Here is a 21,979-nt window from a genome sequence, read left to right on the forward strand (position 1 = left end):
TACAAAGGTAACAATCTAAACTTGTGTATTTGTTTCGGTAAAAGCTTGGATACTTCCTTTTTTTGTAAAATATGATGCTTAAATTTCAGGCATGAATCTCCGAATCTTAATTTTTCTGCTTACTTGCGGCTTCGCATTACAATTAAAGGCACAGCAAAAACCAAACGTAATTATTGTATTGGCCGATGATATGGGTTATGCCGATATCTCTTGTTATGGAAGTCCGCTGATAAAAACCCCTTTTTTAGATGGAATGGCAGCAAAAGGAATAAAAGCCACCAACTTTGTAACCACTTCGCCAACCTGTACACCCTCAAGGGCATCATTGTTAACCGGAAGGTATTGCAGCAGGATGGATCTGCCATGGCCAATTGGTCCCGGCGATAAACGCGGCATACCCGAAGATGAAATTACCATTGCGCAGATGCTTAAACAATCAGGTTATGCCACTGCTTTGGTTGGTAAATGGCATTTAGGTGATTACGGGGTTTCACTGCCGAATAAAAAAGGTTTTGATGAGTTTTACGGCCTTTTATACAGTCACGATTACAGGGCGCCCTATGTAAAAACCGATACCACGATCAAGATTTTCAGAAATACCAAGCCAGAGATTTATAAACCACACGATAGCATTTTAACCAGTGCTTATACCCGCGAATCGATTAAGTTCATTAAAAAAAGTGCTGTAGCAAAGAAACCGTTTTTCCTTTACCTGGCGCAGAATATGCCGCATTTGCCCGTTGCCTTTGCCGCTCAAAAAAGTAGAAAAACACCTTCTGCAGGTGGCGAATTGGGTGATGTAATCGAAGATATGGATGCAGGTTTGGCAGAAATCTGGAAACAGGTAGTTGCTTCCGGACAGGCCGATAATACCATTTTTATCTTCACCAGTGATAATGGCCCATGGATTAATGCACCACAGCGCATGTATGATGATGGTTTTACCAAATTTTACCATGTGGGCTCTGCCGGGATTTTCAGGGGCTCGAAAGGCATTTCTTACGAAGGTGGTCACCGTGTGCCATTTATTGTGTATTGGAAAGGTCATACGCTTAACAATACCCAGTTAACCAGGCCGATTTCTAATCTCGATGTTTTTCCAACACTGGCCGAGTGGACCAAAACTAAACTTCCGCAGAAAGTATATGATGGCGAGTCGATCTCGGGCCTGCTCACTAATAAAAACGATCATAAAACGCACCGCCCGATTTACTACCACAATTATGTATTGGAAGGAGTAAAAGATGGCGATTGGAAACTGCGGATTACTAAAAAAGATAACCAGGAAGTATCCGAACTCTACAATTTATCATGGGATCCGGCAGAACGCGTAAACTTAATTGATGATGTAAAATATGCCGATCAGAAAGCACATTTAATGAAACTTTACGCCGCATACCCAGGAAATTCAAAGTAAAACTTAACGTTTTGTATTTAAGGGAGTTGTTCGTTACTCCATTAAAGTTTGCCGCCATCATATCCAATTAAAATGTATATTTACTGTTCGGAGACAGAATAAATGGAAAAAAGATGGGTGCTGGCATCGGACTGTAATGATGGCACGATAACAAAAATAGCAGAACAACTTAACATAGACCGCTCACTTGCCCAAATACTCGTGCAGCGGAATATTTGTGATTTTGATCAGGCCAAAGATTTCTTCAGGCCAGACCTCGGTCATCTTCACGATCCTTTTTTGATGAAGGATATGGATGTTGCTATCGCACGTATCGAAACTGCATTGGCCAATCACGAAAAAATATTAATCTATGGCGATTACGATGTAGATGGTACCACTTCGGTTGCGCTGGCTTTCAGTTTCTTTTCGCAACTCACTAAAAATATAGAATATTATATTCCTGATCGCTATCTGGAAGGTTACGGCATTTCTACCGCTGGGATAGATTATGCCAATGAAAACGGATTTTCTTTGATTATTGCCTTGGATTGTGGCATAAAATCGATCGATAAAATTGATTATGCCAATAAACTCGGTGTCGATTTCATCATCTGCGATCACCATTTACCTGGAGATGAACTGCCTCAGGCCATTGCGGTTTTAGATCCTAAACGTACTGATTGCCCATATCCTTTTAAAGAACTGGCTGGCTGCGGTATCGGCTTTAAACTGGCGCAGGCTTATGCCCAGAAACACCAGCTCCCGAAAGAAACCTACCTCCAGTATTTAGACCTGGTAATGGTGAGTATCGCTGCAGATATTGTTCCGGTAGTAGGCGAAAACAGGATTTTGGCTTATTATGGCTTAAAGAAATTAAATTCCAATCCATGCGAAGGTTTAAGGGCTTTAATGGAGGTTTCGGGCAAAACCGAAAATTATAGCATTACCGATGTGGTTTTTACATTAGGTCCGCGGATTAATGCTGCCGGAAGGATAGACCACGCCAAACATGCTGTAGCCATGCTGCTTTGCCAGGTGGATAGTAACTCATTGGAACAAAGCGAGCTTATTAACCTTAAAAATACCGAACGTAAAACCTACGATCAGGACATTACCCGCGAAGCGCTGGCCTTAATTGGAGAAAGTGAAATCCTCATTAACAGGAAAACCACAGTGGTGTTTAACGAAAGCTGGCATAAAGGCGTAATCGGGATTGTTGCCTCGCGTTTAACCGAAAAATATTACCGCCCAACCATTGTGCTTACTAAATCTAACGGACATGTAGCGGGTTCGTGCCGTTCGGTGGTGGGCTTCGATTTATATGAAGCTTTGAGTGGTTGCGCGCATTTACTGGATCAGTATGGCGGGCATAAATTTGCGGCTGGCTTAACCATGCAGGAACATAATATTGATGCCTTTGCCGATAAATTTGAAGAAATTGTATCCGCAAGCATTACAGAAGAACTGCTTACACCAATGATCAGGATCGATGCCGAAATTGGCCTGGCGCAGATTGATGGCAAGTTTTACAGGGTTTTATCACAAATGGGACCATTCGGGCCGGAAAATATGTCTCCAATTTTTGTTACCCATAATGTTTATCTGGCGCAGCATGCCATGGCTGTTGGCCAAAATCATTTAAAAATTAATATAAAACAACAAAATTCGCCTATTTTTGAAGGCATTGCATTCGGATTGGCCGACTTTCAAAACCTTTTACAACCAAAGGTGCCGTTTTCGGTTTGTTATACGTTAGAAGAAAACGTGTGGCGCGATAAAAAACGTTTGCAATTAAATATTAAAGGAATAAAAGTTAATTAAATATTTCCAAGGTGTCATCCTGAGCCTGTCGAAGGACATTTCGACAAGCTCAATGTGACAACGAAGAATATCATTCAATATATGATACTAAAAGCCGAAAATCTGGTTAAAAAATACAAGCAGCGTACCGTTGTAAACAATGTTTCCTTTAACGTAAGTCAGGGGGAAATTGTTGGGCTTTTAGGCCCGAACGGTGCCGGGAAAACAACTTCATTTTACATGATTGTAGGTTTGATCAAACCAAATGAAGGTCGCATTTTCTTGGAAGAAGAAGATATTACCGAAGATCCGATGTACCGCAGGGCGCAAAAAGGAATCGGTTATTTGGCTCAGGAAGCATCGGTTTTTAGGAAACTTACCGTAGAAGATAATATCCTGGCCATTTTGGAAATGAGCAAATTGAGCAAGGAAGAACAGCGTGATAAACTTGAAGAACTGATCAACGAGTTTAGTTTGCATAAAGTGCGTAAAAACCGTGGCGATTTATTATCAGGAGGTGAGCGCCGCCGTACCGAAATTGCCCGTGCTTTAGCTGCAAACCCTAACTTTATCCTCTTGGATGAACCTTTTGCAGGGGTAGACCCGATTGCGGTAGAAGAAATTCAAAGTATTGTAGCAAAATTAAAGCACAAAAATATCGGTATCTTAATTACCGACCATAATGTACAGGAAACACTTTCCATCACCGATAGGGCTTACCTGCTTTTTGAAGGAAAAATTTTAGAACAAGGTGTCCCTGAAGTGTTGGCTGAAAACGAAATGGTTAGGAAAGTGTACCTCGGATCTAATTTTGTATTGAAGCGCAAAAAATTCGATGTTTAAGCATTTAAACAACGATAAATATTTAGATCAACAAACAAAATTTCATTTGATGTGTTGCCTAATCGCGATGTTAAAACAAAAGCTATAAATTATTTACTGTGTATAAAAATCTGTGCGTAACCCTGCGTAATCAATGGGCAAGTATGAAATTCTTTGGTAAAATGAGGCTCATTCACTTTAACATTTAAAGATGGCATTTGTAAATTCAATTTTTACCTGGTTAATGAAAAAGCGGATCCACCAGATCGAGCTTTTTATGAAATACCCGCATGATGTTCAGGAAGAGTGGTTCCATACCCTGATTGATAGTGCCGAAAATACCGAATGGGGCAGGCATTACGATTATAAATCCATCTTAACGCCACAACAATATCAGGAACGCGTTCCCATCCAGAATTACGATACCTTAAAACCTTATATCGAGCGCATGCTCAATGGCGAGCAGAATATTCTCTGGCCATCTGATATCAAGTGGTTTGCGAAATCATCGGGTACCACCAGCGATAGAAGTAAGTTTATTCCCGTTTCTCCCGAATCATTAGAAGAATGCCATTTTAAAGGGGGTAAGGATATGCTTTCTATTTATTGTAATAACCGTCCTGATAACCAGATGTTTACCGGAAAAGGGTTGGTTTTGGGTGGAAGCCATCAGGTTAACCAGTTAAACGAAGATTGCTTTTATGGTGATTTATCAGCAGTTTTAATCAAAAACCTTCCCATTTGGGCCGAATATTACCGTACACCCGATATGTCTATCGCTTTGATGGACAATTACGAAATCAAGATGGATCGGATGGCCGAAGCCACCATTAATGAAAATGTAACCAGTATTTCGGGCGTACCCACCTGGACTATCGTACTGGCTAAAAAAGTGCTCGAACTTACCGGAAAACAGAATCTGCTCGAAGTTTGGCCAAACTTAGAATTATATATCCACGGAGCAGTAAACTTTGCGCCATATCGCGAGCAGTTTAAGCAACTGATCCCTTCTGATGATATGTATTATCTGGAAACTTACAACGCTTCTGAAGGATTTTTCGGTATTCAGGACCAGGATAACTCAGAAGAAATGTTGCTGATGCTTGATTATGGCATTTTCTACGAATTTATTCCTATGGAAAACATTGGTGAAGAAAATCCTAAAGCATTGTTGCTTGGCGATGTAGAACTGCATAAAAATTACGCCATTGTAATTTCTACCAATGGTGGTTTGTGGCGCTACATGATCGGCGATACCATCCAGTTTACCTCTCTTTCTCCATACCGCATAAAAATTACAGGGCGTACCAAGCATTTTATCAATGCTTTTGGCGAAGAAGTAATTATCGACAATGCCGAACAAGCCTTAACCAAAGCCTGCCTGGAAACCGGTGCCGAAATAAAAGATTATACTGCCGGACCGATTTATTTTAAAGGAGAAAAAGCTGGTGGACATGAGTGGATCATCGAATTTGATAAACAGCCTGATGATTTTGAAAAGTTTGTCGATATTATGGATGATACCCTGCGTGAGGTAAACTCCGATTATGATGCCAAACGTTTTAAAGATATGGCACTGGCCCGTCCAAAAGTGCATAACGCGCCCGCAAATACTTTCTATAACTGGCTAAAAGCTAAAAATAAACTGGGCGGGCAGCATAAGGTACCCCGTTTGGCGAATGAAAGAAAATATGTGGATGATATTTTGGAAATGATGAAATTATCTTAAAATATTATTGGTTATATTTGTTTAGTTCACAACGAAAAGTATGGAAGTTACAGGGAAATTGACTAATGTTCAGCTTGAGCTATTGAAATTATTTCAATATAATTTACCTGATGCTCAATTGAATGATATTAAAGAAATGTTGGTTAAATATTTCGCAAAATCTGCATCAGATGAAATGGACAAACTCTGGGAAGAGAAAAATTGGGATGAAAATACAATTGAATCCTGGAAAAATGAACATCTAAGGAAAAAATAACGTTAATGAAAGTTGTACTAGATATTAATGTACTTCTTGTTTCAATTCCTAAAAAATCAAAATACAGACCGATTTTTGATGCTTTATTTAGTGGATATTTTAACGCAGTAATTAGTAACGATATTCTTTCAGAATACGTCGAAATTTTAGAGCAAAAAACAAATTTTCTTATAGCAAGTAATATCGCTGAATTATTGCTAAATCTTAAAAATGTAGAAAAAGTTGATGTTTATTTTGAATGGAAACTGATTTTATCTGATTTGGATGATAATAAGTATGTTGACGCCTATGTGTGTAGCAATGCTGATTATATCGTAACAAACGACCATCATTTTAAAATCTTAAAACAAATAGAATTTCCTAAAGTTAATATCCTGACAATTGATGAATTTTTAATAATGATTGGAAAATAACGCTGCTCAAAAATGAAAAACATCCTGTTTCTTCTTTTAACCTTAGTATTTTACGGATACCAATCAAAAGCCCAGGTAAAAGAAAGCTACAAAGCACAGATTGCATTTAAAATTGTAGAAACTTCGCCACGCTGCAAACAGCTTACCAAAGGCCTTTACGAAAGGGTGGTGAAAAATGGTGGTACCTCTTACGGTATAATGCTCGAAAGCAGTCCGAACCCGAAAACTGATCCATCACAGGAATATTCAAAAACCTATAATTTTAACCTGCACGAAAGTTATACAGATAGAATGCCTGTTGTTGCCCGCTTTGTATTCGACCCTAAAAAGCAGCAGCTTTACGAAGATGATGTGGTAAACGCAGCGCTGGTAGCCATTCCTTTCGATAAAAAATTACTTCTGCTTTTTAATAAAAAGTAAATGAAAAACATCAGCTATAAACAGGTAGCCTGGCTATTGTTTTTTGCCTATTTTTTTATGCTGATGGTGCAAATTACCTTGCGTTATATTCCACTGAGTAGCGAGGTTTCCTTTTTGCAGATTAAACAGACCGAAGTATCTGGCATTAAAGCCTACCTGCCCATATTTTATATCCATGTGTACAGCGCTATTTTTGTGCTGCTGGCTGGTTTTACGCAGTTTAACAGCAAAATTTTAGCTAGATACCCTAAAATACATCAATGGTTGGGCTACTTATACGTGAGTTTTGTACTGTTGCTTGCCTCACCATCAGGTGTTGTTATGGGTTGGTTTGCAAATGGCGGCTTAATAGCAAAAACCTCCTTTATCATTTTAGGTGTATTATGGTTCTGGTTTACCCTGAAAGCAACCTTGTTAATCCTGAAAAGGAAAGTAATTGCCCATAAAAAGTTGATGTACCGCAGTTTTGCCTTGGCAACTTCTGCCATCACTTTAAGGCTCTGGAAAGTTATTTTGGTATATTTATTCCATCCGGCACCTATGGATGTTTATCAGATTATTGCCTGGCTGGGCTGGATACCCAATTTATTAATTGCTGAATGGCTGATTAAAAGAAAATTGTTTGACCTATAAAAACAGATTAAAACCCATGAAAAAAATCTTATTACTCGTTCTGGTACCACTATTAATGCTGTCGTGCAGAGATACAAAAAAGAAAGATGGCGTAAACTCTACGGCAGTGGCTCAACCAGAAATTCATAAAGAACTGTATGGTTTCTGGGTTGGCGATTTTTACACGGCAGAACAGTTAGAATACGATGGAGATATGCAGGATGCTTTTGAAAAACTGAATATCAACATCAAAAAAATAACAAAAGATACGGTAATCGCTCAGAGTGTAGTTTCGGGCAACAGCCGTCCGTTATTGGGTAAGCTATCTGAAGATGGGGGTAAAATCACTTTTGTTTTAGATGAACCCGGCACCGAAAAATATGACGGAAAATTCGAAATTACACTGGTTGGCGATACTTTAACAGGAAAATGGAATGCCTATAAAAAAGAACTTAAATGGCCTGAGAAAGAATTTAAATTACTCAAAAAAACCTTTGAGTATAATGCAAACCTGATGTTGCCATCAGAATCGAGTTACGTAGACTGGAGTGACCACAAGATGGTAAAAAGGCTGGATACCTTGGAAGATGGAACAGTAGATACTCTTGATGCCAATCCTTTTTTCAGAAGTGCTTCCGATCAGATTTTCAAACTGAATGCTTCAACTACACTACTTAAGGAGGAAGATGTAAAGAATTTAAGAAAACTTGATCTCCAGATTCTTAAAAATACCATCTTTGCCAGACATGGTTACGCCTTTAAAAAACAGACTTTTAGAAATTTTTTCGATCCGGTAGAATGGTATGTTCCTGTTAAAAACAACGTTGATAATGATTTAACCTCAGTCGAAAATAAAAATATCAAGTTGCTAGACCGCTTTACCAAATATGCCGAAGACAATTATGATGCTTTTGGCCGTTAATTTGTAATAGAATTATCTATGAAATTGAACAGGGAGAAAATATTGGGTTTCTTTAAAAAATCGGAGAATAAGGCTTCGGTGATTTTAAGCAATAAAACTAAGGCCAGTAAAACCATTAAAGATGCTTTAGGGAAGGCAGTAACAAATAAAGGCGATCTGGAAGGTGTTTGGTCGAAGCTGGTATTGCTGTTTGGTGTATCGAAAGATTATGTTAACGGAGACTACACCGAAATCCCGAAAAGATCAATTATAGCCATTTTAGGCGGATTGATTTACTTTTTATCACCGGTAGATGTAATTCCGGATTTTGTGCCTGTGCTTGGTTTTGTAGATGATATTTATATTTTAAACCTGGTGTATAGGCAGGTAGTTAAAGACTTAGAAAAATACAAAGCCTGGAAAGATGCTCAGGGAAAATTTATTGGTGATATTAATGGCTCAACCGCAACATAGTTTTACCGATTGGCTGGGGAATCATCTGTTCAGCTGCCCGTTTAAAGCACATTTTGGGATAGATTGCCCTGGCTGTGGCTTACAACGTTCCTTTTTAGCACTTTTAAGAGGAGATTTGATCGCCTCATTTAAATTTTACCCCGCAACAATTCCACTCCTTTTTGTGGTCTTATTTACCATTGTTCACCTCAAAGTAGATTTCAAGTTTGGCGCACAGCTCATTAAAATCGTTTTTGCAGGTGTTGCAGTAATTATCTTAATCAATTACATTTACAAAATATATACTCACCAATTGATCTAAATATACCGATGTCAGAAGAACAGGAAAATCCTCAAGAAAATAAACCCATTGATCTTTCAAAGAATCAAAACCCGGAGCCGTCGCCTTTTCAACCCGTTGATCAGGGACCTGTAACGCCACCGCCTTTCCAGCAACCGCCACCATTTCAGCAACCACCACCGTTTGGTCAGTTTGGAGGAGGTTTTGGTCAGCAAAATTTGCCTAATGCTACCGCTTCATTAGTGCTGGGTATCCTGGCAATTCCTGCTTGTTGCTTTTATGGCATATTCGGATTAATATTCGGCGTAATTGCCTGGATATTGGGTGCAGGTGATATGAAAAAATATCAGCTTAACCCAAGTTTGTACACCGAATCATCATACAAAAATGCTAAAGCTGGTAAAATCTGCGGAATGATTGCCACAATATTAAGCGTATTGTTTATTGTGATCGTGATTTTAGTTATAGTTGGGGCAATTGCCAATCCAGATATGTACAATAAAATTTTTAGAGGAATATAATATTTACCCGAGATTAATTTTACCTTAAAAATATAAATCGGATGGTGCATGCCATTCGATTTTCTTATTTTTGTATCATTGAAATTGTAAATAAAAAACTAAGATAATGTATCCAGAATATTTAGTAGAGCCAATGCGTAAGGAATTAACTAACGTGGGTTTTCAGGAATTAAAAAACGCAGCAGACGTAGATCAAGCCATTAAAGGCGAAGGTACGGTGTTGGTAGTAGTAAACTCGGTTTGTGGTTGTGCGGCAGCAAATGCACGTCCGGCGGCCAGAGCAGCAGCAGCACACGAAAAACACCCGGATAAATTGGTAACCGTTTTTGCAGGTATGGAAAAAGAGGCAGTAGATCAGGCCAGAAATTACATGATGCCTTTTCCTCCATCTTCTCCGGCAATGGCTTTATTTAAAGATGGTAAACTGGTTCATATGATCGAGCGTCACCAGATTGAAGGCCGTCCTGCCCAAATGATCGCTGATAACCTGATTGGCGCTTTCGAGCAATATTGCTAAAGATTGATTATACAGATTGAAGGATTACATTGATGGGTAATTCTGAATAATATAGAGATGGCGAGTGGAAACATTCGCCATTTTGTTTTTTTGAGATACCATCATTTCGAGCGGCAACGCAGTCGGGAACCCGAAGGTTCTGCGAAGCAAAATTTGTCCCGAGATTAGATCTCTCTCCCGAATATTCGGGACTACACTTCAGTCGAGATGACGACACTTGGTTTAAATCCTCTTAATCTGTGCCTTAAAAATCTTTATTTAATAACTTCTCCAGCTCCCCAAACGAAACGTTCATCCTTACGCGGCCTTGTTTCGCATAAGATATTTCTCCGGTTTCTTCTGAGATAATTACTGCAACTGCATCAGTGGTTTCAGAAACACCAATACCGGCACGGTGCCTTAAGCCAAACTGCGAGGGCAACTGGTCGTTATCTGTTAAAGGCAAAATGCAACTCGCACTTTTAATTTTATTTTCAGAAATCACCACAGCACCATCATGTAGCGGACTGTTTTTCTGAAAAATACTTTCCAGCAAACGTTTTGATATTTTGGCATCTACAATTTCGCAGCTATTGGCAAAAAACTGTTCATCGTAAAATTTCACAAACACCATTAATGCACCCGTACGGGTTTTTTTCATGGTTTTGCAGGCATCTATAATGGGTTTTATCCTTGTTAAATTATTCCTTTCAATTTCTTTTCTGCCAAATAAATAACCCCACCAGGCTTTGTTTTTCTGTAAAAAGGCATTCTTCCCGATCAGCAAAAGGAAACGCCTGATTTCGGGATGGAAAATTACAATCAGCGCAATAATCCCTACGCTCATAAACTTGTCTATGATGGCGGTTAGCAGTTCCATGTGCAGGGCCTTTACTATCCAGTAAAAAACTGTGATAATAAACATCCCAACAAGCAGGTTAACAGCTAGTGTATTGCGGATTAGGGTATAAACGTAGTAAATTAATAAGGCAACCAGGATGATATCAACGATATCAGTTGGCGATACTTTAAGGAAGTCAAAATCAAAACCTTTCATTTAGTGGCAAGATAGCAAAACGGATTTCAGTTTACAATATTGGTTAACTGTTTAGTTGCAGGTTAATTGTATAAATTGGTTAAATGGTTAATGTTTGGATTAGGTTAATTGTATAAATTGGTTAACTGGTTAATTGTTGCGGGGGCTCAGGACTCTAATTTTTTAATATTGATTTGCGTAATGCATTTAACTTATTTGTAAGATCATCGAGTTTTAACCTGAATGAAATATATTCATCTTCGTTAATATACTCCAAATCGTATGCTCCGATGATGTGATTAATGGTTTCTATTGTGCTTGAGTAAGACATAGTGATGAAATGTGCCTTATCTTTTGCAGTAATTCGTGCCGATCCTTCAGCCAAACAATCACCGATGCTGCTCGATGATCTCTTTATCTGACTGGTTAAGCCAAACATTTCATCCTTTGGGAATCTTTTGGCTAAATTGTAAATGTCTTTTCTAAGTTTTCTGGCTTTTTGCCAGGTATCTAATCTTTCAAACGAATAAACATGCATATAATTAAGATTAATCATTAGATGTGAATCGAGAATAGGAATATTTGAGATGAATTTAACTTAATAATCTTAAATAATCAATTAATACCTGCATCACGCACGATCACTTTACCGATAAACAATTAACCGATTAGCTATTTCTTGTCAGTTAACCGATTTAAACAATTAACCAGTTAACCTTTCTACCAACCTCACGCACTCCACCGCTTCCCTTACATCATGCACCCTTAAAATATTTGCACCTTTTTGCAGCGCAATCGTATTCAATACAGTGGTTCCATTTAGTGCATCTGCTGCGGTAGTACCGAGGGTTTTATAAATCATTCCCTTACGGGAGAAGCCAACCAAAACCGGGAGTTTGAATATTTTGAAGGCTTCCATGCGGTTAAGCAGTTCGTAATTATGATCAGTTGTTTTTCCGAAACCAAAACCCGGGTCGATAATGACGTCGTGGATGTGTAGCGCTTTAAGTGCTGCCACTTTTTCCGCCAGATAATCAATAACTTCTAAAAGTACATTGTTATAAACCGGATTTTGCTGCATGTTTTGTGGGGTACCCTGCATGTGCATCATTATATAGGGCACCTGTAATTTGGCTACCGTTTCGAACATTTTCTCGTCCATATCGCCACTGGCAATATCATTAATGATGTGCGCACCTGCTAAAATAGTTGCTTCGGCCACTTTGGCCCTAAAGGTATCAATAGAAATTACTGCTTCCGGAAATTCCTTCGCTAAAACTTCAACTACCGGAACTAAACGGTCTGTTTCTTCCTCTGCTGAAATATCTTTGGCCCCCGGACGTGAAGAATATCCACCGATATCGATAAAAGTGGCCCCCTCATTTAAAAATTGGGCGGCTTTGGTTAAAGCGTCATCTATGGTTTTTGTACGGCTGTTGCTGTAAAAAGAATCGGGGGTAATGTTCAAAATCCCCATTACTTTTGGTGTACTTAAATCGATAAGTTTACCGTTGACGTTTAAGCTTTGTTTGGGCTCAAAAAAGTTTTTTTCTGCCATAATAAACCCTTTCGGGATTTGGGTTTCGCTTTAAAAATGTATCTTTAGCTTTTGTTTTTTCACGACAAAAATACACTAAAAACTAAATAATTATTGGCTTTGGCACAAACAAATACCTCTACAGAATTTGATGAAGTGATTGCGGTTTGCAGATCATTATTTTTAAAAAAGACTAAAGATTACGGCACTGCATGGCGGATTTTAAGACCAAGTTCGATCACCGATCAGATTTTCATCAAAGCGCAGCGTATCCGTACCTTAGAAGAAAAAAAAGTTAGTAAGGTAGGAGAGGGCGTAGTATCCGAATACATTGGTATTGTAAACTATTGTGTGATTGCAATGATGCAGCTCGAACTGACTGAAAGCGACCCCAACGAAATGCCTTATGCTGAAGTTGAGAAACGGTTTGAAGATAAAGTAACGGAGACCAAAGATTTAATGTTTGCCAAAAACCATGATTATGGAGAGGCCTGGCGCGATATGCGCGTTAGTTCCTTAACCGATCTCATTTTGATGAAAATTTTTAGGGTTAAACAGATTGAAGATAATGAAGGACAGACCCTGGCTTCTGAAGGTGTAAAAGCGAATTATCAGGACATGCTGAACTATTCGGTTTTTGCGTTGATTAAGTTAGGTGTTAAATAAAATGAAGTTGCCTCATCACCACTAGAAAACAATTATACTGATGCAAAACGTACTTTTAAGATTTTCCCGATTTTTTGTAGGTGCCTTATTCATATTTTCAGGATTGATTAAAGCGAATGACCCGCTTGGTTTTGGCTATAAACTGCAGGAATATTTTGAAGTTTTTCACATGAATTTCCTCAGTGGATTGGCTACTGGCATTGCCATTTTACTCTGTACTTTGGAAATTGTGCTGGGTGCATTATTGTTACTGGGTTTCTGGAGCAAAAAAGTTGCATGGGGTTTATTGCTGCTCATCATTTTCTTTACGCTGTTAACCTTTATTTCTGCGGCATTTAAAGTGGTTACCAGTTGCGGTTGTTTTGGCGATGCCATTCCGCTTACCCCCTGGCAGTCGTTTAGCAAAGATCTGATTCTATTGGCGCTGATTATAATTATTTTCTTGAAAAAAGACCTCATTCAGCCATTATTCAAAAAAGAAGCCACACAAAGAAATATTGCCCTTGCAGTAACGGCTGTTTCTCTAGGTTTTGGTCTGTACACCTATAATGTGCTGCCCGTTATCGATTTTCTGCCTTATAAAGTTGGTGCACATATTCCATCATTAATGGTGATTCCTCCGGGAGAAAAACCTGATGAATTTGAGATTATGTACCACCTGAAGAACAAAAAAACGAAAGAAGAGAAGGATATGAGCGATAAGGATTACCTTAAAACCGAAATCTGGAAGGACAGCAATTGGGAAATTATAGGTGAGCCTACAAAAAACCTTGTAAAAAAAGGATTTGAACCTAAAATAAAAGATTTAAACATTACCGATGCTTCTGGTACCGATTATACCAAAGAACTGATCGAAAATCCATACTATAATTTAATTTTTGTGGCCTACGATCTTCACAGTACAAATGAGGCAGCCATAGGTAAATTAAATGCCCTGGCCATCAATGCTACGCAGCAGTTTAATATCCGTACTGTGTTGCTTACTTCTAACTCTGCACAGGATGCGCAGGCTTTTATCAAAAAGAACAACTTGTTTTCTGAAGTGTTTTATGCCGACGCTGTGCCGTTAAAGAGTATGGTAAGGGCGAATCCTGGTGTTTTGCTGATGAAAAATGGCGTGGTGATTAATAAATGGCATTTTCATAATGTGCCAACTTTCGATCAGTTGAGCAGGAAATATTTCGATAAATAGTATGATCGGATACGCATTAAAAAAACTAATTTACGGACTACTGGTAATGAGTGGTGTGATATTGGTAGTTTTTGTGCTCTTCAATATTTTACCCGGTGATCCGGCACGGATGACGATGGGACAACGGGCAGATGTGCAATCGCTTGAAGCTGTTCGGAAAGAGTTTGGTTTAGACCGCTCCAAACCCGTCCAGTTTGTTTTGTATATCAATGATTTATCGCCAATCAGTATTCTGGATAACGATAGCACCATTAAGCAGAAATATCATTATGCAAAGCTGATTGCTTTTGATAAAAAAGTGCTGGCATTAAAATGGCCTTATCTTCGCAGTTCATACCAAACCAAACGCGATGTTACCGCAATTCTTTCCGAAACGGTACCTAATACCTTTATCCTGGCGCTAACGGCAATGATTTTCGCAACTATTATCGGCGTGTTTTTAGGCGTTTTATCAGCAGTATATAAAGATACATGGATTGATAAATCGGCCAATGCATTTGCCATTTTGGGAATTTCCGCTCCTTCATTTTTCGCCGGGATTATCATTGCCTGGCTTTTTGGATTTTTACTGAGCAATTATACAGGCTTAAAAATGAGCGGGAGCTTATATTCTTACGATCCGTTTAATGGAGAAGTTCTCACGCTTAGAAATTTGTGGTTGCCAATGATTACTTTGGGTTTAAGGCCCCTGGCCATTATAGTACAGCTTACCCGGAGCGCCATGTTGGATGTGCTGGCACAGGATTACATCCGCACCGCACGTGCTAAAGGGTTAAGCAGAAATGCCATTATTTACAAACATGCTTTAAAAAATGCCATGAATCCGGTAATTACAGCCATTTCAGGATGGTTTGCCTCTCTGCTGGCCGGTTCCTTTTTTGTTGAATATATTTTTGGCTATAATGGGCTGGGAAGGACGACGGTAACTGCTTTAGAAATGTCTGATTTCCCGGTGGTGATGGGTTCTATTCTTTTTATCGCTTTTGTATTTGTGGTGATCAATATCCTCGTTGATATTTTATATGCCTATGTTGATCCAAGGGTTAAATTAAGTTAAACGATGCAGGAAGAGGAAATCATCAAATATACCGAGCTTGCCGATGGCCGGATTATCGAAATATTTAAACTGGCAACAGTTGAACTGCCCGATGCTGAACGGTTATTTAGTCATGTGCTCAATGCACAACATATCTGGGCACAACGGATATCGGGTAAAAAACCGCTTTATGGCGTTTGGGATATCCACCCAAAAGAAAATTTTGAAAGCCTTTCGGCTGATAATTTTAAACTGATCAGGGCAGCGTTGAATAATTATTCTTTAGATAAACTGATTTTCTATAGTAATTCAAGGGGCGATCAGTATGAAAACCGGATAGATGAGATTTTATTTCATTTATTTAATCATTCTACTTATCATCGCGGACAGGTTGTAACTTGGTTGAAAAAGGCAGGTTTTACGCCGCCTGTAACCGATTATATAATGTTAAAACGCGACCATTTATTATAGGTCGATATAAGAAACACACATGAAAATTTTCCTTATCGGATATATGGGCTGCGGTAAAAGCACCAAGGCAAAACAACTGGCGCATCGCTTAGATTGCCCTGTAATTGACATGGATGCCGAAATTGTTTCGAAAACAGGTAAAACCATTGCCGAATATTTTGCTGAATTCGGAGAAAGTGGTTTCAGGGATTATGAAAGCGAAATGCTTAAAACGTACGATTATCCTGAAACATGCGTGGTAGCTACCGGAGGTGGTTTACCTTGTTTCTTCGACAATATGGAATGGATGAATGCGCATGGCGAAACGGTGTACCTGCAAATGGAACCTGCAGCTTTGGTGTCGCGTTTACATAACCGCCAAAAACGCCCCTTAATTAAAGATCTGGATGATGAGCAACTTTTGATCTTTATAAAAGAAAAACTCCAGGAACGTGATCCTTTTTATACTAAGGCGAAAATAATAGTAGATGCATTTGATCTGGATGGAGAAAAGCTGGAGGAAGCGATTAAGGGAAGTCTTTAGTCGATTGGCCCTTGCTAAGTCGGGCGCTTGAAGTCAATTCACCGATTTAATAATTCACCATCAAATAGTCAGAAGTCTGAGATCCGAAGCCAGTAAACGGCTTGTCTATAGTTTGACCATTAAGAAGTTAAGAAAATTAAGGCTAGTGATCGCTTTAAGCCATGACTATTTAACTAATAAGCTATGAACCAATAAACTATTGACCAATGAACCAATGACTAATGGACCATTGAACTAATATCATCATCAATTATCTTCGCCGATAACAATGCAAGCGGAATTCCTCCGCCCGGATGTACACTGCCTCCACAGAAGTACAGATTTTTAACTTTCGAGCTAAAATTAGAGTGCCGTAAAAAGGCAGAAAACTGATTGTTTGAGCTGTTGCCGTACAAAGATCCCTGATACGATCCTGTTTTATTTTCGATGCTCCTGGGATCAAGAATCTGCTCGCAAATGATATCTTTTTCGATGTTCCGATTTAAAATACGACTGATTTTTTTGATGATATTTGTTTTCGCCTCTTTAATTAATTGATCCCAGTTTTGCCCCGTGTTTGCTGGTACATTGATCATTACAAACCAGTTTTCACCATCTGCAGGTGCATCACCTCTAATATGCTTAGCACTGATATTAATGTAAACAGTAGGGTCATTACAAATGGTTTTATCTTTCCAGATGGTATTAAATTCCTTTTGATAATCTTCAGTGAAGAAAATATTGTGTAAACCTAAATCACTGTAATTGCCATCCATGCCCCAATAAAAAATCAACGCTGAGCTGCTGCGCTCCTGGTTTAATAATTTTTTAGGCTCAGGTATGGTTTTAAGCAGATTTTTATAGGTAAACCAGATATCAAGGTTAGAAATCACTATATCCGCTTTATAAGTTTTGTCGTTAACTTTTACACCATTTATTTTTGCTTTGCCTTCATTAGTGCATAAAATTTCTTCTACTTTTTGGTTGTAATGAAACCTGATGCCCAGCTCTTCAGCCAATTTAATTAAAGCCTTAACAATGCCATACATCCCTTCTTTTGGAAGAAAGGCGCCAAAGTGATACTCGAAATGTGGAATTACATTCAATGTTGCCGGTGCCTGATAGGGGTCTGAACCGTTGTAGGTAGCATAACGATTAAAAAGTTGCGTAATCCGGTCATCTTTAAAAAATGATTGGTTGGCTTTCGCCTGTGTTCTAAAGGCATCAATCTGACCAAAACGAAAGATCGATTTTAAAGTATCCCAGTGCAGGTAGCTTTTAAGTTTATGCAAACTTCTTTCTAAAAATACCCGATGGGTAACCTCGTAGATCGTTTCGCTTTTTTTTAAATATCGCTGGACTTCTGCTGCAGTTGAATTTGTTTTTTCTTCTATGTCTTTTGCAAATTTATCAAGATCGGAACTGGCACTTAGCCTTAAACCATCTTCATAAAAATAACGGCAAACTTCTTTTAGTTTGATGTATTTAAAATAATCTTCAGGATTTTTACCTGCCAGTTTAAAAAGTTCATCCACATATTGTGGCATGGTAAACAGGCTCGGGCCGGTATCAAACCTGAAACCATTCATTTTTATTTCACCCAGTTTGCCCCCGGGTTTTGAGTTGGCTTCGAAAACATCAACTTCATAACCTTTTACAGCGAGGCGGATAGCAGATGCAATTCCCGCAATTCCGGCACCGATAACTATGGCTTTTGGTTTAGGCATATTGCGAAAATAGAATAAATATTTTACTAACTTAAGGCAATGACAAAAGATGAAATTATAATTTATAAAAATGAAGAGGGGCTGCCGGCAATAGAAGTGGCAATTAAAAATGAAACGCTTTGGCTAACGCAGAAACAGATTGCTGAGGTTTTTGGTACTCAGGTTCCGGCGATTAATAAACACGTCAAGAATATATATAAGGATAAAGAATTGGATAAATCAACTATTTCCAAAATGGAAATAGTTCGAGTTGAAGGTGTACGACATGTGAAAAGGACAGTTGATATTTATAGTCTTGATATGGTTTTATCAATTGGCTACAGGGTAAATTCAATTAAAGCAACACAATTCCGCATATGGGCCAATCAGATTTTAAAAGATTATCTGATAAAAGGTTATGCCTTAAATCATAAAAAATTACAGGAACAAACCCAGCAACTTATAGAATTAAAGCAGGCGATTAAATTGGTTGCTACTGTTCAAAACAACCACTTGCTTAATAATGATGAGCTAAAGGATACTTTTAAAATTCTTACAGACTATGTTTATGCTTTAGATGTTCTTGATCGTTACGACCATCAACAACTGGAAAATGAAGTTTCTAACCATAAAGGCGATTTTAAAATAGATTACGATTCTGCACTTGAAGCCATAGATGATTTGAGGGTAAAATTTGGTGGAAGCAAACTTTTTGGCAATGAAAAAGACCAATCATTTAAAAGTTCATTATACACCATTTATCAAACATTTGATGGAGAAGAACTTTATCCGAGTATGGAAGAAAAGGCGGCCAATCTATTATATTTCGTCGTAAAAAACCATTCATTTTCTGATGGAAATAAACGGATCGCTGCCTTTTTATTTGTCTGGTTTCTGGATAAAAACAAAATGCTCTATCGCGAAGATGGTACAAAAAGAATTGCCGATAATGCACTGGTTGCGCTTACCTTACTCATTGCAGAAAGCGATCCTAAAGAAAAAGAGATGATGGTTAAAGTAGTGGTTAATTTAATCAACTATAAAAACTAAACTACTTCAACTCATCCAGGTACACTTTCGTTTGCTTTTCAATCTCGTTGGTGGCAAATTTAATGGCTGAACCTACTCTGGTGGTTTCTGGTTTTACAGGCATTTTATTAATGGTTGCTAAAGCATCAATATACCATTTGCACCAAACTTCGATAATATGTTTCTCATCATTTGCGGCTTTTCCATCGGCAATGGCTTTTCTGCTCAATTCAAATTCAGTTTTTAAGCGAATTAAGGCGTCTGCTTTCACTTGCGAAACAGTAGCTATAGCTGTGTTTTCATCAGCAGAAATTAAAGTATAAGCTGCAGTTAAACCACTTATGCCAACGTTTTTCATTTCTGTGGCCGAAACTTTATCAATCCGGTCATTATCAGTATGGTAAAATACATCCGTAAAGTGCCACATCAATAATCCCGGGATTTTATGCTGTAAAAATGGGGTATGGTCACTACCTCCTTCAAAAGGATTGTAATTAACTGTCCAGTTCGCAAATTTTCCCTGTGCCTTGCAGATGTCGAAAATAAAATCGTTAAAATAATGCGGGAAAAGATCTTTTTCTCCAACATCGCCAGCGCCCCATTCGGTATGTTTATCTGTTCCCCTTGTCCAGATGGCAGATGGATCAGGCATTTTTTCGATCAGAAAAGAACCTCCCGTTTTTTTGGTATCCTCGCCCACCATGTCCAGGCTCATTCCCCATAAAATGCCTTTAGCGCGGGTGGTATCTTCCGTAATATATCGTCTCGTAGATACAATTTCGTCACCCCATAAAAAAGTTAAAGTACGCTTCGGACTGATCTTTTTTGCCTGAAATAATTCTGCCGTTAGCCTCGCCATCTCAGCCAATGTACCAACACCGCTCGCATTATCGTTTGCACCCGGCTCCTGCACGTGCGCACTGAATACAAAACGCTCGGTAGGGTTTACACTGCCCTTAACGTTTGCTACAATGGTTAATTCTTCTGAAGGGTAAATTTTAGTCTGGATGTTTACTTTCAATTTCGTTTCGCCTTTTAAACAGGCTGCTTTTAACTTTTCTTTAGCGGCGTAAGACAGGAGCAAAGTCCATACCTCACTATTGGCTTTCATACTGCCGAACTGAATAGAGGTTTGATGTACTTCTGGCTGGGTGTACTTTGGCATCGAATAACCTAAAACACCAATTGCGCCTGCCTTGGCAGCAATTTGAAGTAATCGTGATGGATTGTTTTCTGAAAACAGGATTTTCCCTTTCAGGTACATTTTTTCTATTTCCGCTTGATTTATTTTTTCAATATAAACCACATTGGCTGTAACGCCGTCAACAGGAGTTGAACCGCAATTAATCGGGATCATGTTGCGGTTGGTTTTAAAAGAAATAAGTGGCTGGGTTTCTCCAACAATATCGATATTGGCATCAACAGGCTCCCAGGTATTATTTTTCATCGCCCTTTTTTCGATGCGATAAGTTAATGGGGCTTCAAATTCGTTTTGTTTCTGTTCTACAAAACCAGCTTTTTTAAGGATGTTTTCCACATAATGAATACTCGCATTAAAGCCCGTATTACCGGGCACACGAAAATATTTTTCTACAAAATCGGTGGTTTCGTAAGCGTTTTTTTCGTTAAAACCAGTGCGTGTTAATTTGAAATAATCGTCGGTAGAGGTTTGAGCGTAACCCGACAATCCCGCAAAAAGCAGTACAAAAAGTATCTTCGTTTTCATGATTCTGTATAAAAACGAAAGATACTAAGAATATTTAATGTTGGTTAAGCGTAACGCTTTCCTGTTTTGTTTTTTAATCCTTCATCAACCGATAACGGGCCCGAACCTACCACCCAGAACATAATGAGCAGAAATAAAATCAGCACCGAAAACCACAATTCCGAATTTGGCGTAGAGAAACCCGGGGTAAGGTTAATAAAAAACACAGCGAATAGTAAAATTGGGATCTGGATGACCACAGCAAAGCGGGTAACCAGGCCCAGGGTGATCAGAATACCGCCAACCAAATGTGCAAAGGCCACAACATGAATGGCTACACTAATCAGCATTCCTGAGAAACCAAATACATTGTTTTGTGTGATCATATTCTGGAGTACCGACGTGTCGCTGATAAAAGATACACCTTTTCCAAAAATGACAAGGCCAAGGATAATGCGCAGATAATCCAGCCATTTCGAGTGATGAACATCTCCCCAATGTTCAATTTTACGGATAACGTTCATAATGAACCTCCATTTTTATGTGAATGATATATTAAGTTACGGATTTATATTTATTTATCAAATAAATTGCTGAAAATCAGTAGTATGTAACTTAGTTTCAAAATAAAGGATGCATTTAACCATTTGATGTAAAAATTAACATAAAATTAATCTGTACCATTTTGGTTTTCGGTATGAATTTTGTATTATTGCTTAAATAGATAGGTTTTTTATCATGAGCAAAGAAATATTAGAGTTTTCTGTACAGGTAGATGAAAAATTTGACCTAAAATTTAACTGGTTAGGTGGCTTCTGGGGAGCAGCATTTAAATTTTTTGGAAAATAATTTTAACATCCGGATTTTAAAAACGGACAAATCTTAGTTCGATCAGGATGATATTGCCTTAATTTTTATATTAGAGCTAAATCTTCCAGCTCTTTACCTCCACCTTCAGTCTCGTTCAACCTAATTA

26 protein-coding genes are annotated in these 21,979 nt (G+C 38.5%); 20 read left to right on the plus strand and 6 right to left on the minus strand.

Annotated features, from left to right (window positions below; genetic code table 11):
* The first annotated feature begins 91 nt into the window (after positions 1-91).
* From ACTJKC_RS11880 to ACTJKC_RS11940, 13 genes are all read left to right on the plus strand, one after another.
* A complete protein-coding gene (locus ACTJKC_RS11880) occupies positions 92-1,417 on the plus strand; it encodes a sulfatase-like hydrolase/transferase (RefSeq protein WP_440792147.1) in 1,326 nt (441 codons plus the stop codon).
* Positions 1,418-1,519: 102 nt separating this feature from the next.
* Positions 1,520-3,220: a single-stranded-DNA-specific exonuclease RecJ gene (gene recJ / locus ACTJKC_RS11885; RefSeq protein ID WP_440792149.1), complete on the plus strand. Its 1,701-nt coding sequence runs from the start codon at positions 1,520-1,522 to the stop codon at positions 3,218-3,220.
* 81 nt (positions 3,221-3,301) lie between these two features.
* Positions 3,302-4,042: an LPS export ABC transporter ATP-binding protein gene (gene lptB, locus ACTJKC_RS11890; RefSeq protein ID WP_316824582.1), complete on the plus strand. Its 741-nt coding sequence runs from the start codon at positions 3,302-3,304 to the stop codon at positions 4,040-4,042.
* A 190-nt stretch (positions 4,043-4,232) separates the two neighbouring features.
* Positions 4,233-5,750, plus strand: coding sequence for a GH3 auxin-responsive promoter family protein (locus ACTJKC_RS11895; protein ID WP_440792151.1), 1,518 nt, complete (start codon positions 4,233-4,235; stop codon positions 5,748-5,750).
* A 40-nt stretch (positions 5,751-5,790) separates the two neighbouring features.
* Entirely contained in the window at positions 5,791-6,006 is a 216-nt protein-coding gene (locus ACTJKC_RS11900) for a hypothetical protein (protein ID WP_440792153.1), read from the plus strand.
* Positions 6,007-6,011: 5 nt separating this feature from the next.
* Entirely contained in the window at positions 6,012-6,419 is a 408-nt protein-coding gene (locus tag ACTJKC_RS11905; RefSeq protein WP_440792155.1) for a putative toxin-antitoxin system toxin component, PIN family, read from the plus strand.
* 12 nt (positions 6,420-6,431) lie between these two features.
* Positions 6,432-6,839, plus strand: coding sequence for a hypothetical protein (locus ACTJKC_RS11910; RefSeq protein WP_440792157.1), 408 nt, complete (start codon positions 6,432-6,434; stop codon positions 6,837-6,839).
* The gene (locus ACTJKC_RS11915) at positions 6,840-7,472 is read left to right on the plus strand and encodes a DUF2306 domain-containing protein (RefSeq protein WP_440792159.1); all 633 of its coding nucleotides are present in this window, start codon (positions 6,840-6,842) and stop codon (positions 7,470-7,472) included.
* Positions 7,473-7,488: 16 nt separating this feature from the next.
* On the plus strand, positions 7,489-8,373 hold the full coding sequence (locus ACTJKC_RS11920; protein WP_440792161.1) for a YARHG domain-containing protein: 885 nt from the start codon (positions 7,489-7,491) through the stop codon (positions 8,371-8,373).
* A gap of 18 nt (positions 8,374-8,391) precedes the next feature.
* Complete coding sequence (locus tag ACTJKC_RS11925; RefSeq protein WP_440792163.1) at positions 8,392-8,826, plus strand: YkvA family protein; 435 nt, start codon at positions 8,392-8,394, stop codon at positions 8,824-8,826.
* Positions 8,807-9,127: a DUF2752 domain-containing protein gene (locus ACTJKC_RS11930; RefSeq protein WP_344853440.1), complete on the plus strand. Its 321-nt coding sequence runs from the start codon at positions 8,807-8,809 to the stop codon at positions 9,125-9,127. The genes ACTJKC_RS11925 and ACTJKC_RS11930 overlap by 20 nt, the downstream gene beginning before the upstream one ends.
* An 8-nt stretch (positions 9,128-9,135) precedes the next feature.
* On the plus strand, positions 9,136-9,627 hold the full coding sequence (locus ACTJKC_RS11935; RefSeq protein ID WP_440792165.1) for a CCC motif membrane protein: 492 nt from the start codon (positions 9,136-9,138) through the stop codon (positions 9,625-9,627).
* A gap of 106 nt (positions 9,628-9,733) precedes the next feature.
* Positions 9,734-10,144, plus strand: a complete 411-nt coding sequence (locus tag ACTJKC_RS11940) for a BrxA/BrxB family bacilliredoxin (protein WP_025145566.1) — start codon at positions 9,734-9,736, stop codon at positions 10,142-10,144.
* A gap of 244 nt (positions 10,145-10,388) precedes the next feature.
* On the opposite strand, the gene cdaA is transcribed toward ACTJKC_RS11940, so the two are convergent.
* The 3 genes from cdaA to folP all read right to left on the minus strand — a co-directional run bounded on the left by cdaA (position 10,389) and on the right by folP (position 12,717).
* Entirely contained in the window at positions 10,389-11,180 is a 792-nt protein-coding gene (gene cdaA / locus ACTJKC_RS11945) for a diadenylate cyclase CdaA (protein WP_025145565.1), read from the minus strand.
* Positions 11,181-11,334: 154 nt separating this feature from the next.
* Entirely contained in the window at positions 11,335-11,697 is a 363-nt protein-coding gene (locus tag ACTJKC_RS11950) for a four helix bundle protein (RefSeq protein WP_440792168.1), read from the minus strand.
* A gap of 165 nt (positions 11,698-11,862) precedes the next feature.
* The gene (gene folP, locus ACTJKC_RS11955; RefSeq protein WP_440792170.1) at positions 11,863-12,717 is read right to left on the minus strand and encodes a dihydropteroate synthase; all 855 of its coding nucleotides are present in this window, start codon (positions 12,715-12,717) and stop codon (positions 11,863-11,865) included.
* Positions 12,718-12,816: 99 nt separating this feature from the next.
* Here folP and ACTJKC_RS11960 point away from each other — a divergent pair, with 99 nt between their 5' ends.
* The 5 genes from ACTJKC_RS11960 to ACTJKC_RS11980 are packed head-to-tail and all read left to right on the plus strand — an operon-like array spanning position 12,817 to position 16,584.
* On the plus strand, positions 12,817-13,362 hold the full coding sequence (locus ACTJKC_RS11960) for a DUF1599 domain-containing protein (RefSeq protein ID WP_344853437.1): 546 nt from the start codon (positions 12,817-12,819) through the stop codon (positions 13,360-13,362).
* 40 nt (positions 13,363-13,402) lie between these two features.
* Entirely contained in the window at positions 13,403-14,554 is a 1,152-nt protein-coding gene (locus ACTJKC_RS11965; protein WP_440792172.1) for a BT_3928 family protein, read from the plus strand.
* 1 nt (position 14,555) lies between these two features.
* Positions 14,556-15,611, plus strand: coding sequence for an ABC transporter permease (locus ACTJKC_RS11970; protein WP_440792174.1), 1,056 nt, complete (start codon positions 14,556-14,558; stop codon positions 15,609-15,611).
* Positions 15,612-15,614: 3 nt separating this feature from the next.
* Positions 15,615-16,061 carry a DinB family protein gene (locus tag ACTJKC_RS11975; RefSeq protein ID WP_440792176.1) on the plus strand — a complete coding sequence of 149 codons (447 nt, stop codon included), beginning with the start codon at positions 15,615-15,617 and terminating at the stop codon, positions 16,059-16,061.
* Between the two features lie 19 nt (positions 16,062-16,080).
* The gene (locus tag ACTJKC_RS11980) at positions 16,081-16,584 is read left to right on the plus strand and encodes a shikimate kinase (RefSeq protein ID WP_440792178.1); all 504 of its coding nucleotides are present in this window, start codon (positions 16,081-16,083) and stop codon (positions 16,582-16,584) included.
* A 218-nt stretch (positions 16,585-16,802) separates the two neighbouring features.
* Here the strand turns inward: ACTJKC_RS11980 and crtD are convergent, their stop codons facing one another.
* Complete coding sequence (gene crtD / locus ACTJKC_RS11985; protein WP_440792180.1) at positions 16,803-18,290, minus strand: 1-hydroxycarotenoid 3,4-desaturase CrtD; 1,488 nt, start codon at positions 18,288-18,290, stop codon at positions 16,803-16,805.
* A 39-nt stretch (positions 18,291-18,329) separates the two neighbouring features.
* Between crtD and rhuM the strand changes: the two genes are divergently transcribed.
* Positions 18,330-19,319 (plus strand): RhuM family protein, encoded by a 990-nt coding sequence (rhuM, locus tag ACTJKC_RS11990; protein ID WP_440792182.1) that lies wholly within the window; start codon positions 18,330-18,332, stop codon positions 19,317-19,319.
* 1 nt (position 19,320) lies between these two features.
* Here the strand turns inward: rhuM and ACTJKC_RS11995 are convergent, their stop codons facing one another.
* Positions 19,321-21,024: a M28 family peptidase gene (locus ACTJKC_RS11995; RefSeq protein ID WP_440792184.1), complete on the minus strand. Its 1,704-nt coding sequence runs from the start codon at positions 21,022-21,024 to the stop codon at positions 19,321-19,323.
* Between the two features lie 44 nt (positions 21,025-21,068).
* Positions 21,069-21,527 carry a DoxX family protein gene (locus ACTJKC_RS12000; RefSeq protein ID WP_440792186.1) on the minus strand — a complete coding sequence of 153 codons (459 nt, stop codon included), beginning with the start codon at positions 21,525-21,527 and terminating at the stop codon, positions 21,069-21,071.
* Positions 21,528-21,741: 214 nt separating this feature from the next.
* On the opposite strand from ACTJKC_RS12000, the gene ACTJKC_RS12005 reads away from it, so the two are divergent.
* On the plus strand, positions 21,742-21,852 hold the full coding sequence (locus tag ACTJKC_RS12005; protein WP_440792188.1) for a phenylalanyl-tRNA synthetase subunit alpha: 111 nt from the start codon (positions 21,742-21,744) through the stop codon (positions 21,850-21,852).
* Positions 21,853-21,979: the final 127 nt, after the last annotated feature.

This window comes from Pedobacter sp. 22226 (assembly GCF_052045455.1).
Classification (GTDB): domain Bacteria; phylum Bacteroidota; class Bacteroidia; order Sphingobacteriales; family Sphingobacteriaceae; genus Pedobacter; species Pedobacter jeongneungensis.

Bases quoted from the DNA above. Each gene is read 5' to 3' on its own strand.
- ACTJKC_RS11950 (WP_440792168.1), bottom strand. From the start codon at position 11,697: ATGCATGTTTATTCGTTTGAAAGATTAGATACCTGGCAAAAAGCCAGA.
- ACTJKC_RS11940 (WP_025145566.1), top strand. From the start codon at position 9,734: ATGTATCCAGAATATTTAGTAGAGCCAATGCGTAAGGAATTAACTAAC.
- ACTJKC_RS11895 (WP_440792151.1), top strand. From the start codon at position 4,233: ATGGCATTTGTAAATTCAATTTTTACCTGGTTAATGAAAAAGCGGATC.
- folP (WP_440792170.1), bottom strand. From the start codon at position 12,717: ATGGCAGAAAAAAACTTTTTTGAGCCCAAACAAAGCTTAAACGTCAAC.
- ACTJKC_RS12000 (WP_440792186.1), bottom strand. From the start codon at position 21,527: ATGAACGTTATCCGTAAAATTGAACATTGGGGAGATGTTCATCACTCG.
- ACTJKC_RS11930 (WP_344853440.1), top strand. From the start codon at position 8,807: ATGGCTCAACCGCAACATAGTTTTACCGATTGGCTGGGGAATCATCTG.
- ACTJKC_RS11915 (WP_440792159.1), top strand. From the start codon at position 6,840: ATGAAAAACATCAGCTATAAACAGGTAGCCTGGCTATTGTTTTTTGCC.
- ACTJKC_RS11920 (WP_440792161.1), top strand. From the start codon at position 7,489: ATGAAAAAAATCTTATTACTCGTTCTGGTACCACTATTAATGCTGTCG.
- ACTJKC_RS11880 (WP_440792147.1), top strand. From the start codon at position 92: ATGAATCTCCGAATCTTAATTTTTCTGCTTACTTGCGGCTTCGCATTA.
- recJ (WP_440792149.1), top strand. From the start codon at position 1,520: ATGGAAAAAAGATGGGTGCTGGCATCGGACTGTAATGATGGCACGATA.
- ACTJKC_RS11925 (WP_440792163.1), top strand. From the start codon at position 8,392: ATGAAATTGAACAGGGAGAAAATATTGGGTTTCTTTAAAAAATCGGAG.
- ACTJKC_RS11910 (WP_440792157.1), top strand. From the start codon at position 6,432: ATGAAAAACATCCTGTTTCTTCTTTTAACCTTAGTATTTTACGGATAC.
- ACTJKC_RS11935 (WP_440792165.1), top strand. From the start codon at position 9,136: ATGTCAGAAGAACAGGAAAATCCTCAAGAAAATAAACCCATTGATCTT.
- cdaA (WP_025145565.1), bottom strand. From the start codon at position 11,180: ATGAAAGGTTTTGATTTTGACTTCCTTAAAGTATCGCCAACTGATATC.
- ACTJKC_RS11900 (WP_440792153.1), top strand. From the start codon at position 5,791: ATGGAAGTTACAGGGAAATTGACTAATGTTCAGCTTGAGCTATTGAAA.
- ACTJKC_RS11965 (WP_440792172.1), top strand. From the start codon at position 13,403: ATGCAAAACGTACTTTTAAGATTTTCCCGATTTTTTGTAGGTGCCTTA.
- lptB (WP_316824582.1), top strand. From the start codon at position 3,302: ATGATACTAAAAGCCGAAAATCTGGTTAAAAAATACAAGCAGCGTACC.
- crtD (WP_440792180.1), bottom strand. From the start codon at position 18,290: ATGCCTAAACCAAAAGCCATAGTTATCGGTGCCGGAATTGCGGGAATT.
- ACTJKC_RS11905 (WP_440792155.1), top strand. From the start codon at position 6,012: ATGAAAGTTGTACTAGATATTAATGTACTTCTTGTTTCAATTCCTAAA.
- ACTJKC_RS11975 (WP_440792176.1), top strand. From the start codon at position 15,615: ATGCAGGAAGAGGAAATCATCAAATATACCGAGCTTGCCGATGGCCGG.
- rhuM (WP_440792182.1), top strand. From the start codon at position 18,330: ATGACAAAAGATGAAATTATAATTTATAAAAATGAAGAGGGGCTGCCG.
- ACTJKC_RS11970 (WP_440792174.1), top strand. From the start codon at position 14,556: ATGATCGGATACGCATTAAAAAAACTAATTTACGGACTACTGGTAATG.
- ACTJKC_RS12005 (WP_440792188.1), top strand. From the start codon at position 21,742: ATGAGCAAAGAAATATTAGAGTTTTCTGTACAGGTAGATGAAAAATTT.
- ACTJKC_RS11995 (WP_440792184.1), bottom strand. From the start codon at position 21,024: ATGAAAACGAAGATACTTTTTGTACTGCTTTTTGCGGGATTGTCGGGT.
- ACTJKC_RS11980 (WP_440792178.1), top strand. From the start codon at position 16,081: ATGAAAATTTTCCTTATCGGATATATGGGCTGCGGTAAAAGCACCAAG.